This window comes from Paraburkholderia nodosa, assembly GCF_001718195.1.
Lineage (GTDB): Bacteria > Pseudomonadota > Gammaproteobacteria > Burkholderiales > Burkholderiaceae > Paraburkholderia > Paraburkholderia nodosa_A.
Genome location: NZ_MCNV01000019.1, coordinates 149,875 through 161,519 on the forward strand (window position 1 = coordinate 149,875; position 11,645 = coordinate 161,519).

An 11,645-nucleotide genomic window follows, 5' to 3' on the forward strand; every position below is an offset into this window, starting at 1 on the left:
ATGGCCCGACCTCTCCCTCCTTTGCAGGCGCTGCGCGCCCTTGAAGCCGCTGCGCGGCGCCGCAGTTTCAGCCGTGCCGCGGAAGAATTACATTTGACGCACAGCGCCGTGAGCCATCACCTGCGCGCGCTCGAAACGGAACTGGGCGTCGAGCTGTTCCGCCGCGCGGGCAGCCGCATGATCCCCACGGCGGCGGGCGCGCAGCTGGCCGAGCGCGTGCGCCGCAGTCTGGACGACCTGCGCGATGCGCTCGACGCCACGCGCCCCGGCGTGAGCGGCGTCACGCGGCTGGAACTGAGCGTAATGTCCGATTTCGCATCTGTCTGGCTGATTCCGCGCCTGGGCGACTTCTACGATCGCCACCCCATGGTCGACCTCTCGCTGCGCATGCACGCCGACGTGACGCCGCCCGACCCCTATCCTTTCGACATCGGCATCTGGCATCGGCGGGTCGACGAGCCCGGCTTCCAGATCCGCAAGCTGCTGGACGACCAGGTCGTTGCGGTATGCAGTCCGGCCTTGCTCGCACGTCATCCCGACTTTCGCATGGAAGGTCTCGCGAGCATGCCGCTCCTGCGTTTTTCGCGCCGCTCGTGGCGCGACTTCTTCGAAGCCGCGGGCGTGGCCGGCGACGAACCAGAGCGCGGACCGGTGTTCGACGACGCGGGCCTGCTGCTGCAGGCAACGGTGGCCGGGCAAGGGGTGGCTACGGCGCGCCTGCAGCTCGCACGCGGTTTCATCGAGCGCGGTGAGCTGGTGCAGTTGGGGCAGGTCCGCATTCCGGCCTCGCTCGACTATTACTTCACGTGGCGAGAAGGGCATCCGCGCGAAGCGGCGATCCAGCAGTTCTATCGATGGATAAAGGCGCAATTGGCCAATTGATACCGGCCTCTCGTATTGCGCAATGGGTATTCGGGTTAACCGCTGATCGTATTGTCAACGCTACTTGAGTGATGCGCGTTGCTGTTTGAATAAAGCGGCTCAATCCCGCTCTGGATTACGCGATTAGTCATTGTATTCATATCGCATGCACCAAAGCGGATCATGGCTGAAAGCATTGCGCCGGACGTTTAAAAACGGCAATGAAACGCCGGTGAATGGACTGTAAAGCGGGCTTTGAAGCGATTCAATTGCCGTCTAGCGCAATGGCTTCACTATTTGGACTATCAACTGTATTCGTCTGCGGAAAGCGCCAGGAAGTGTGGCGTGGAATCACAGGTTGGGCACGCTTCGTGTCAAGAATGAAATAGTTGCGGTATTGTTACTCCCCATCGCCGTTTGGCGCGTGAATGTTTTGTAGTCAATGGTGTAGTTAACGGCCCATTCCTGGGCCTGCAATAAGACTGACAACAGGAGAAACTGCATGAAGGCTATTCAGATGTTCAAGCTTGCCGCAGCCACGGCACTCGTGGCGGCCTCGTTCCAGGTCTACGCGCAGGACGCTTCGGCCCCGGCGGCCGCAGAAACCCCTGCCAGCGGTCCGACGGCCGCAGCCCAGCACAACGTCAATCAATCGAAGGCAGCATTGCGTCAGGCACGTGCAGCGAACCGCGCGCTCGGCCGCAAGGTCCGTGCGGCGCTGGCGCGTGAAAAGAACGTGAGCGTCTCCAACATCACCGTGCGTGCGAAAGACGGCGCCGTCACGCTGCAAGGCACCGTGCCCGATGCGTCGCAGATCCAGCGCGCTGGCGATGTCGCCAAGGGCGTCGAAGGCGTGACGTCGGTGCGCAACGCGCTGACCATCCGCCCGGTTGGGACCTGAGCATTGGCTAGCCGGCGCGCGCCCATCGCCCTTCGAGGTGCGGGCGGCGACGCCGGAGCGGGTGTCTTCCTTCCTGAAGGCCGCACATGCAGTCCCGTTCGTGGACTGCATGTGCGGCTTTTTAATTGCTTATCGACACTGTAAAGCGCTTTGCGCTCACGGCTCGACGTAATGCATTTCCGGCGATTCGCCCATCAGCAGCGGGCGATTGGCGTCGGCGGCTGCGCGCAGATAGTCCCAGAGCGACGTGATGCGCCGCAGCTTGCGCAAGTCCTCGCGGCTGCACAGCCAGAAGCGCCGCGTCACCACGACTTCGTCGGGCAGGATCGACACGAGGCGTGGGTCCGGTTCGGCCATGAAGCAAGGCAGGATGGCGAGCGCGCTGCCCTGCAGCGCAGCATGGTATTGCGCGATCACGCTGGTGCTGCACAGGTTTGCGCTCACGTTCGGCGCTGTGCGTTCGAGATAGAGCAGTTCGTGGCTGAACGCCAGATCGGCGACATAGCTGATGAAGGCGTGATTGCGCAGATCGGCGGGTGTGCGTATGCGCGCGTGGCGCTCGAGATAGGCCGGCGTGCCGTACAGGCGCAACCGATAGTCGCATAGCTTCGTGTAGACGTACTGTCCGCGCTCGGGGCGTTCCAGCATGATCGCGAGGTCGGCCTCGCGCTTCGAAAGGCTCACGAAATGCGGCACCGGCAAGAGGTCGATCGACATGTCGGGATGCTGGCCCGTGAAGCGCGCCAACTGCGGGGCAAGAAAGAAGCAGCCGAAACCCTCCGTCGAACCCACGCGCACATGGCCCGAGAGCGACTGCGCGCCGATCGCGAACTGCTCGCTGGCCGATTGCACCGTGGTTTCCACCGCATCCGCGTAGGCCAGCAGCCGCTGGCCTTCGGCCGTCAGCACGAAGCCGCCCGAACGCGATTTGTCGAACAGGACAGTGCCTAGCGCTGCCTCCAGCTCGCGCACCCGGCGTGCAACGGTAGTGTGGTCGACGCCCAGGCGCTTCGCGGCGCCGCTCGCACGCTGCGTGCGAGCGACTTCCAGGAAGTAGCGCAGATCGTCCCAGTTCAGTGTCTCCATGCTGCTCGTTGTGTTTTTTTGCATATCGGATGGGCTTTTTCATCTCTATGCCGTGGATATTCGAATAACTATACTCGTTGGACAAGGCGACTGAAACAGACACGGTCGCAGGACAACAAGGATGGAGACAGACGATGCAAATGCAGTCGTTCCCCGCGCGGGCGCCGCAGGCATGCACACAGGCGCGTCCGTGCTCAGCAGGACTCTCCTTTACCTCGCCCGGCTCCATTCCCGGCACGCTCGATATGTCCGCATGCATTTGCACAGCGTGCTTGCGTGCGTGCTGCGATTGAAGATTTCGCCGACTCCGCATATTTCGCTATATCCGGCCACGGCCGGCCCGTTCGAATCCATCAGGGAGAGTTCACGATGAACGCAGTGACCCAGGCATCCAACGCGCACGTTTCCACCGTCAAGCTGCTCATCGACGGCGAGTTCGTCGAATCGAAAACGAAGGAATGGCGCGACATCGTCAATCCGGCCACCCAGGAAGTGCTCGCGCGCGTGCCGTTCGCGACCGTCGAGGAAGTGGATCGGGCCGTGAAGGCCGCGCACGCCGCGTTCGCCACGTGGAAGAACACGCCGCTCGGCGCGCGCCTGCGCATCATGCTCAAACTGCAGGCCTTGATTCGCGAGCATATGCCGCGCATCGCGCAGACGCTCACCGCCGAGCAGGGCAAGACGCTGCCCGACGCCGAGGGCGACATTTTCCGCGGCCTGGAAGTGGTCGAGCACGCCTGCTCGATCGGCACGCTGCAGCAAGGCGGCTTCGCAGAGAACGTCGCGGGCGGCGTGGACACCTATACGCTGCAGCAGCCGCTAGGCGTGTGTGCCGGCATCACGCCGTTCAACTTCCCTGCGATGATTCCGCTGTGGATGTTCCCGATGGCGATCGTTTGCGGCAATACGTTCGTGCTCAAGCCTTCGGAGCAGGACCCGCTCTCGACCATGCAGCTCGTCGAACTCGCCATCGAAGCGGGTATTCCGAAGGGCGTGCTCAACGTCGTGCACGGCGGCAAGGAAGTCGTCGATGCGATCTGCACACACGACCTCGTGAAGGCGATTTCGTTCGTCGGCTCGACGGCCGTGGGTACGCACGTCTATCGTCTGGGCAGCGAACACGGCAAGCGCGTGCAGTCGATGATGGGCGCGAAGAATCACGCTGTCGTGCTGCCCGATGCGAATCGCGAGCAGGCGCTCAATGCGCTGGTCGGCGCGGCGTTCGGCGCGGCCGGTCAGCGCTGCATGGCGACTTCGGTGGCCGTGTTCGTGGGCGCCGCGCAGCAATGGGTGGACGAGCTGGTGGAAAAGGCGAAGACCCTCAAGGTCAATGCGGGCCATGAGGCGAAGACCGACGTCGGACCGGTCGTTTCGCGCACCGCAAAAACGCGCATTCTCGGCCTGATCGACTCGGGCGTGAAACAAGGCGCAACGCTCGCACTGGATGGCCGCGACGTGAAGGTGCCCGGCTACGAGAACGGCAACTTCGTCGGCCCCACGGTGTTCACGAACGTGAAGACCGACATGGACATCTACACGAACGAGATCTTCGGGCCGGTGCTCGTGGTGCTCACGGCGAAGACGCTCGATGAAGCGATCGCCATCGTCAATGCGAATCCGTTCGGCAACGGCGTGGGCCTCTTCACGCAGAGCGGCGCGGCGGCGCGCAAGTTCCAGAGCGAGATCGACATTGGCCAGGTCGGCATCAACATTCCGATTCCGGTGCCGGTGCCGTATTTCAGCTTCACGGGTTCGCGCGGCTCGAAGCTCGGCGACCTGGGCCCGTACGGCAAGCAGGTCGTGCAGTTCTACACGCAGACCAAGACGGTCACCACGCGCTGGTTCGACGACGCGACCGTGAGCGACGGCGTGAACACGACGATCAGCCTGCGCTGAAGCGCTGCCCGCGATAAACATGGAGTACTGAACAATAAGGGAGAAAGGCTCATGAAAATCGGATTTGTCGGGCTGGGCCACATGGGCGCGCCGATGGCGCTCAACCTGCTCAAGGCGGGACATACGGTGACGGTGTTCGACTTGAGCGCGAGCGCGATGCAAGCGCTCGCCGAGGCCGGTGCGCAGAAGGCCGCATCGGCGAAGGCGGCGGCAAGCGGCGCGGAGTGGGTCATCACGATGCTGCCCGCTGCGGCACACGTGCGAAGCGTGCTCACTGCGGAAGACGGCGTGCTGGCGGGCGTTGGGAAGGGCGTGACGATCATCGATTCGAGCACGATCGATCCCGCGAGCGTCAAGGAGTTCGCGAAGCTGGCGCAGGCGCAGGGGAACGCGTTCGTCGATGCGCCGGTGTCGGGCGGCACGGGCGGCGCGGCGGCGGGCACGCTCACCTTCATGGTGGGCGGCAGCGCCGCGCACTACGAGAGCGTGAAGCCGGTGCTCCTGGGCATGGGCAAGAACATCGTCCATTGCGGCGAGACGGGCACGGGGCAGGTGGCGAAGATCTGCAACAACCTCGTGCTGGGCGTCACGATGGCCGGGGTGGCCGAAGCGATGGCGCTGGGCGAGGCGCTCGGCATCGATCCGAAAGTGCTGGGCGGCATCATGAACACGTCCACAGGCCGCTGCTGGAGTTCGGATACGTACAACCCGTATCCGGGCGTGATCGAGACGGCGCCTTCTTCGCGCGGCTACACAGGCGGTTTCGGCACGGACCTCATGCTCAAGGACCTGGGTCTCGCCACCGACGCTGCCAAAGGTGTGCATCAGCCCGCGTACATGGGGGCGCTTGCGCAGCAACTGTATCAGGCGATGAGCAGCCACGGCGACGGCAAGCTCGACTTCTCGGCGATCATCAAGCTGTATCGCGCGGAGAAAAGTTGAGGCGCGTTGTTTCGAGTCGCGAAAGGCGCGCTGCGAAGCGCGCTTTTTTTTGACCGTACTTTTCAGGCCTTGATGCGCGCCTCGACACGCGTGAAGAGCCGCTTGAACCAGACACGGAGCAGCGCGTTCGAAGGCGCGAGCGCGGTGGAGCAGGCAAGAATGCGATAGACATCGTTGCGCGTGACCTTCGAGGTCTTCGCGGGATCGAGCCAGTCGTCGTTGTCGACGAGGCGTTCGAGCGTTTCGAGGCCGATGAGAATGGGCCACAGGCAGGCGAGCCGCAGACGCACCGAAAAGCGCGGCAGCGCGAACGTATAGTCGATGGCCGCGCGGAAATGATCGAGCGAGATACGCACGAGTTCGAGCATGATCGGCCGTGCGCGCGCCGAGGCGCCGGGCTGCATCAGGTCCTGCGCGGTGAGCCCCGCCTGGGCCAGCATCGAAGCGGGCAGATAGCAGCGGCCAATGCGCAGATCCTTGCCGCAGTCCCGCAGCACGTTCACCATCTGCAACGCCTTGCCGAAGCGGATGCCGCGCGTGTACATGGTTTGTTCCAGCGAGGGCGCGAGCGTGCCGGGCAAGTGCATGTAGGTCATCTTCGTCCAGAACTCGCCTACGCAACCCGCCACGAGATAGGTGTAGCGGTCGAGTTCGTCCCACGTGTTGAGCGCGGCCACCTGGCCCGAGCGCTCGTCGGGGAACGTGCGTAGATCGAATTCCATGCCTTCGGTGAGCGTCGTGACGATCGCGCGCACGGCCTGGCGGTCGGCTTGGTCGAGTTGCGCGAGCACGTCGAGCGCGCTGCCCAGCGATTCGAGCAGCAGCTTCTCGTCCGATTGCGTTTGCTGGCCCGCGACCTCTCCCGCGAGATCGGCGAGCAGGGTGTCATGGTTCGTCGCGCCGTTCACGCGCTCGCGCAGCGCGAGCAGCAGGGCGAGCCGCCGCTCGGGCGGGATCAGCGCGGTGTCGGCAATGGTGTCGGCGGCGCGCGCGAGCAGATAGGCTTCGCCCACGGGGTCGCGCATGCCGGCGGGCAGCACGCGCATCGTGAGGTAGAACGAACGGGAAACGCCTTTGAGCAACGGGCCCAACAGGAAGGCCCGGGTAGTATTCTGCATGTCGGATAGGGGCAGCGGGGGGACGGATCGAACGCAGCCGCATTGTATCGTGGACGAAGGAGACTAGGCCCGTTGAGACCCGAACGCGCGTTTTACGACCTCCAGGTGCGTTTCGCGCGCACGGCGGCGCGCCTCGCGGACATCCCGCTCGCGGCGGCGTTGCTCGACTGCACGAATCTTTATGTGCGCTTCGGCGCGGGACGCACCTTCGATCGCACGCACCCGCTGTGGGCCGGCTATCTCGATGGTCTCGATGAGCACGCAAGCGTTGCTGAGCAGTGCGAGTGGACGTGGCGTTACCTGCAGCGCTGCCCAACGCATCAGGCGGCGCCTGCGGTCGACCAGACGGCTGGCTGTTTCTCTTACGCGCAGGAACCGCATGGCGGGGTGCGCCTGCATTTCAATACTCGAACCGACAACGGCATGTCGCCGCTCGATTCCCGGCAACTTGCCGAGCGGCAAGGCGAGTTGCGGACCTTGATCGACCAGTTGTGCGGGCAACTGCGCGAAAGCGGTCGCGGGTCGAGCGACGTGCTCGTCCACGGCACTTCCTGGCTGTACAACGTGCCCGCTTACCGGCGGATATTTCCCGCGGCCTATATCGCAAGCGCGCAGCCCGTCGCCCGCCTGCGTGCGCTTTCGCTTTGGGGCCAATTTCTCGACCGTAACGGCTGCGTGCGCAACGACGCAGCCACGATGCTGCTCGCGCGTATCGAACACGCAGGTGCCTTCGCCGATCTCTTGTCTTGCTTTCCCTTACAGGCACTCGCGGTACAGGCGAGCGTCGAGGTGTTTGCCGATAGAAAGTGAACGTAACCGGTACGGTTACCAAAAATTTTTCAAGGTGACCGTGACAGTGTGCGAGAGAGAGGAGATCGAAAGCCGCTGCATGTACGCAGGGTATTGGCGTAGCGCGGAAATGGGTGCGTGCGAAACGACCGTACAGGGCCCCAGCGCAATATTGATGAAAGTAATCCCTGTAATGCAGGGGTAACGCGCACACCGCGCCCAGCGCACTAGACTCCGCCGATGCTTTTGTAACGGAGCGCCGCACATGTCCTCGTCCCCGGCTCTTGCCATTCATTCCCTGCGCGATTTCGAGCTGACTGCGGACGGCCAGTACCTGATGGTGAACGGCAATCAGCCGGATAGCGTCGCGCTGCATTGCTCGGTGATGCATGAACTGCTCGCCGCGCTTTCCAACGCGATTGGCCGCTCCGAGCGCATCCGCCACAAGACCGCGAGCGTGAAATTCACCATGCCTTGCGAGGCGTGGGAGATCGGCCGCGAGTCGGGCGACGTGCAGCATCTCGTTGTGAGTTTTCGTCTGCCTGGCGGCGCCGAACTGTCGTTCCGTCTGCAGCCTGCGCAGGCCGTGCACATGACCGAGGTGCTCTCGCTCGCAACAGGGCTCGCGAAGATGCGCCTGCCTGGCCGCGCGAGCATGCAATAGGCGTGGCGCGCCGGCCTCGCCTGGCGCACTCGTTGTACACCCCGCATCCGTGGATGCCGGCCGCGCGCGTCTCGCGCCGGTCATGGCGCATTCGGCACTCTCACGGCTCCTTCGTTGGCTTCACATTCGACCTCCCGCATGACGGCATCAACTACCACGGCGCGCTATGCACGCGCACTGACTCTCGCCGGCTTCGGCATCGGCGTGACCGCTGCGGCGCACGCCACCGAGCCCTTCGTGGTCCAGGACATCCGCATCGACGGGCTGACGCGCATCGAGCCGGGCACCGTGTTCGCCTATCTGCCGATCAAGCAGGGCGAGCCCTTCACCGACGACAAGGCCTCCGACGCCATTCGCGCGCTCTACGCGACGAGCCTCTTCAGCGACGTGCGCATTTCCACGCAGGGCGGCACCGTGATCGTGCAGGTGCAGGAGCGGGCCGCCATCGGCACGATCGATTTCGCGGGGATCAAGGAATTCGATAAGGATAACTTGACGAAGGCGCTCAAGTCGGTCGGGCTCGCGCCGGGCCAGAGCTACGACAAGGCGCTCGTCGACAAGGCGGAGCAGGAGCTCAAGCGCCAGTACCTCACGCGCGGCTACTATGCGGCCGAAGTCACGACGACGGTCACGCCGATCGACCGCAATCGCGTCGGGCTGCTGTTTTCCGTGGTCGAAGGGCCGAGCGCGAAGATTCGCCAGATCAATTTCATCGGCAACAACACGTTCAGCGGCGGCACGCTGCTCGATGAAATGCAGCTTTCCACGCCGAACTGGTTCTCGTGGTACACGAAGAACGACCTGTACTCGAAGGAAAAGCTCACGGGTGACCTCGACAACGTGCGCTCGTACTATCTCGATCGTGGCTATCTGGAGTTCAATATCGATTCGACGCAGGTTTCGCTGTCACCCGACAGGAAGGACATGTACCTGACGATCGGGATTCACGAGGGTGAGCCCTATACGATCTCGAGTGTGAAGATGGCCGGCAATCTGCTCGACCGCGAGGCCGAGTTGAAGAAGCTCGTGGGCGTCAAGCCGGGGCAGCGCTTTTCGGCGCAAAAGCTCAAGGACACGACCAAGGCGATCGTCGACAAGCTCGGCGAATACGGCTACGCGTTCGCGACCGTGAACGCGCTGCCGGAAATCGACCAGAAGGACCACACGGTTGCGCTCACGCTGCAGGTCGACCCGAGCCGCCGCGTGTACGTGCGGCGCGTGAACGTCACCGGCAACACACGCACGCGCGACGAAGTCGTGCGCCGCGAAATGCGCCAGCTCGAAAGCTCGTGGTTCGATTCGAACCGCCTCGCGCTCTCGAAGGATCGCGTCAACCGCCTTGGCTACTTCACCGACGTGGACGTGACCACGGTGCCGGTGGAAGGCACGCCGGACGAGGTGGACGTGAACGTGAAAGTGACCGAGAAGCCCACCGGCACGCTTTCGCTGGGCCTCGGCTATGGTTCGGGCGAAGGGCCGATCATCTCGGCGGGCATTTCGCAGGACAATGTGTTCGGCTCGGGCAACAGCCTCTCGCTAAACGTGAATACGGCCACGACATACCGTACGCTCTCGGTCACGCAGGTCGATCCGTATTTCACGGTGGACGGCATCAAACGCATTACTGACGTCTACTACCGCACGACCGAGCCGCTTTACTACTCGAGCACGAACGACACGAGCTTTCGCATCATTTCCTATGGAGCGGACATGAAGTTCGGCATTCCGTTCTCCGAGACCGACATGGTGTATTTCGGCCTCGGCGTCGAGCAGGACCGCCTCGATGTCGATGCCAACACGCCGCAGACCTATAAGGACTACGTGAACGATTTTGGCCGCGTCTCGAACACGGTGCCGCTTACCGTGGGCTGGTCGCGCGACAACCGCGACAGCGCGCTGGTGCCGAGCCGCGGCTACTACGCGCAGGCCAATGCCGAATACGGCACGCCGGCGGGCACGCAGTACTACAAGGGCGATGCGCAAATGCAGTATTACTACTCATTTGCGCGCGGCTTCGTGCTGGGGTTGAACTTCCAGGGTGGCTACGGCAATGGTTTGGGTGGCAAGCCGTATCCGATCTTCAAGAACTACTACGCGGGCGGTATCGGTTCGGTGCGCGGCTATGAGTCGGGTTCGCTCGGGCCGCGCGACACTACGACGAACGATCCGATTGGCGGCTCGAAGATGGTGGTGGGGAATATCGAGTTGACGTTTCCGCTGCCGGGCACGGGGTATGACCGCACGCTGCGTGTATTCACTTTCGTGGATGGCGGTAATGTGTGGGGTACCGAAGGCAGCAGCACCGGGGCGAACGGCTTGCGTTACAGCTATGGCGCGGGGCTTGAATGGATCTCGCCGATCGGGCCGCTCAAGCTTGATCTGGGGTTCCCGATCGTCAGGCACGCCGGTGATCAGTATCAGAAGTTTCAGTTTCAGATTGGGACTTCGTTCTGAGTTTTTTTTGCGGCTTTGGCCTTTCCTTGTTTTCGTGGCGGTATGCAGGCGTTGCCCCTGTGCGGGGCGGCACCTACTTTCTTTGCGGCGGCAAAGAAAGTAGGCAAAGAAAGCCGCTCAAACCGCTAGCGCCTGCCACGGTTCACATCTCGACGTACATGGTGAATGGCTCCGGAGCGTCTGTCACCTCGCACCACCCAACTTAGTGACAAGGCAGTCATTCATCCCGCTGCTCGCTACGCGCGCTGCGGTCGGGGCTGCATGGGAAACCAGATGGCACGCGTGAGCATTCGCGAGAATGCACGCGCACCAATGGTTTTAGGTTATGCCCTTCGGCGCGCGTAGCGCCGCCGGAAGGAAGAGCGCCTTGTCACTAACTTTGAAGGTGCGAGATGGCGGACGCTCCGGAGCCATTCACCGTGTACGTCGAGATGTGAACCGTGGCAGGCGCAGGCGGTTTGAGCGGCTTTCTTTGCCTACTTTCTTTGCCGCCGTGTATGGACCGGAAACATGGGTAACAGGTGTGCGGGGACATGGGTAACACTTCGGGCGAGTGATTCGCCTGGAGCCGTTCATGCCCTGGAACCCGAGAAACACCATGAACCTGCGTCTGGAATTCGTGAATCTGGCCCTGCAGGAAGGCGCCAACCGGCGTGAACTATGCCGGCGTTTCGGCATCAGCCCGAAGACCGGCTACAAGTGGCTTGCCCGGCATGCACAGGATGACGGCGCCACGGCGTTGGCGGACCGCTCGCGCCGGCCCCTGCAGAGTCCGGCGCGCACCATACCCACAGTCGAGCAGCAGGTGGTTGAACTGCGCCAGGCACATCCCGCCTGGGGCGGGCGCAAGATCAAGCGGCGCCTCGAGGATCTCGGCCACACCGCGGTGCCCGCACCGAGCACGGTGACCGGCATCCTGCACCGCCATGGCCTG

General features: G+C 63.2%; 10 protein-coding genes. 8 read left to right on the top strand and 2 right to left on the bottom strand.

Translation table 11 applies throughout. The features are described from left to right. Nucleotides 1-882, top strand: coding sequence for a LysR substrate-binding domain-containing protein (locus BFD71_RS27450; RefSeq protein WP_069267470.1), 882 nt, complete (start codon nucleotides 1-3; stop codon nucleotides 880-882). Nucleotides 883-1,363: 481 nt separating this feature from the next. Continuing rightward, nucleotides 1,364-1,762, top strand: a complete 399-nt coding sequence (locus tag BFD71_RS27455) for a BON domain-containing protein (RefSeq protein WP_069267471.1) — start codon at nucleotides 1,364-1,366, stop codon at nucleotides 1,760-1,762. Nucleotides 1,763-1,918: 156 nt separating this feature from the next. On the opposite strand, the gene BFD71_RS27460 is transcribed toward BFD71_RS27455, so the two are convergent. After that, the gene (locus BFD71_RS27460) at nucleotides 1,919-2,872 is read right to left on the bottom strand and encodes a LysR family transcriptional regulator (RefSeq protein ID WP_069267472.1); all 954 of its coding nucleotides are present in this window, start codon (nucleotides 2,870-2,872) and stop codon (nucleotides 1,919-1,921) included. Between the two features lie 345 nt (nucleotides 2,873-3,217). Between BFD71_RS27460 and BFD71_RS27465 the strand changes: the two genes are divergently transcribed. Both BFD71_RS27465 and mmsB read left to right on the top strand, forming a co-directional pair. Continuing rightward, on the top strand, nucleotides 3,218-4,744 hold the full coding sequence (locus tag BFD71_RS27465) for a CoA-acylating methylmalonate-semialdehyde dehydrogenase (protein ID WP_069267473.1): 1,527 nt from the start codon (nucleotides 3,218-3,220) through the stop codon (nucleotides 4,742-4,744). Between the two features lie 51 nt (nucleotides 4,745-4,795). Further along, on the top strand, nucleotides 4,796-5,686 hold the full coding sequence (mmsB, locus tag BFD71_RS27470; RefSeq protein ID WP_069267474.1) for a 3-hydroxyisobutyrate dehydrogenase: 891 nt from the start codon (nucleotides 4,796-4,798) through the stop codon (nucleotides 5,684-5,686). A gap of 62 nt (nucleotides 5,687-5,748) precedes the next feature. Here the strand turns inward: mmsB and BFD71_RS27475 are convergent, their stop codons facing one another. Then, nucleotides 5,749-6,804 (bottom strand): phytoene/squalene synthase family protein, encoded by a 1,056-nt coding sequence (locus BFD71_RS27475; protein WP_069267475.1) that lies wholly within the window; start codon nucleotides 6,802-6,804, stop codon nucleotides 5,749-5,751. A gap of 72 nt (nucleotides 6,805-6,876) precedes the next feature. On the opposite strand from BFD71_RS27475, the gene BFD71_RS27480 reads away from it, so the two are divergent. The 4 genes from BFD71_RS27480 to BFD71_RS27495 all read left to right on the top strand — a co-directional run. Continuing rightward, nucleotides 6,877-7,614, top strand: coding sequence for a hypothetical protein (locus tag BFD71_RS27480; RefSeq protein WP_069267476.1), 738 nt, complete (start codon nucleotides 6,877-6,879; stop codon nucleotides 7,612-7,614). 244 nt (nucleotides 7,615-7,858) lie between these two features. Then, on the top strand, nucleotides 7,859-8,257 hold the full coding sequence (locus BFD71_RS27485; RefSeq protein WP_069267477.1) for a hypothetical protein: 399 nt from the start codon (nucleotides 7,859-7,861) through the stop codon (nucleotides 8,255-8,257). A 138-nt stretch (nucleotides 8,258-8,395) separates the two neighbouring features. Further along, a complete protein-coding gene (gene bamA, locus BFD71_RS27490; RefSeq protein ID WP_083245500.1) occupies nucleotides 8,396-10,711 on the top strand; it encodes an outer membrane protein assembly factor BamA in 2,316 nt (771 codons plus the stop codon). Nucleotides 10,712-11,285: 574 nt separating this feature from the next. Next, nucleotides 11,286-11,645 (top strand): helix-turn-helix domain-containing protein (locus BFD71_RS27495; RefSeq protein WP_141710817.1); only part of this gene is annotated, 360 nt, incomplete at its 3' end.

Excerpts from the sequence above, each read along its gene's own strand:
- BFD71_RS27450 (WP_069267470.1), top strand. The coding sequence starts at position 1 with ATGGCCCGACCTCTCCCTCCTTTGCAGGCGCTGCGCGCCCTTGAAGCC.
- BFD71_RS27455 (WP_069267471.1), top strand. The coding sequence starts at position 1,364 with ATGAAGGCTATTCAGATGTTCAAGCTTGCCGCAGCCACGGCACTCGTG.
- BFD71_RS27460 (WP_069267472.1), bottom strand. The coding sequence starts at position 2,872 with ATGCAAAAAAACACAACGAGCAGCATGGAGACACTGAACTGGGACGAT.
- BFD71_RS27465 (WP_069267473.1), top strand. The coding sequence starts at position 3,218 with ATGAACGCAGTGACCCAGGCATCCAACGCGCACGTTTCCACCGTCAAG.
- mmsB (WP_069267474.1), top strand. The coding sequence starts at position 4,796 with ATGAAAATCGGATTTGTCGGGCTGGGCCACATGGGCGCGCCGATGGCG.
- BFD71_RS27475 (WP_069267475.1), bottom strand. The coding sequence starts at position 6,804 with ATGCAGAATACTACCCGGGCCTTCCTGTTGGGCCCGTTGCTCAAAGGC.
- BFD71_RS27485 (WP_069267477.1), top strand. The coding sequence starts at position 7,859 with ATGTCCTCGTCCCCGGCTCTTGCCATTCATTCCCTGCGCGATTTCGAG.
- bamA (WP_083245500.1), top strand. The coding sequence starts at position 8,396 with ATGACGGCATCAACTACCACGGCGCGCTATGCACGCGCACTGACTCTC.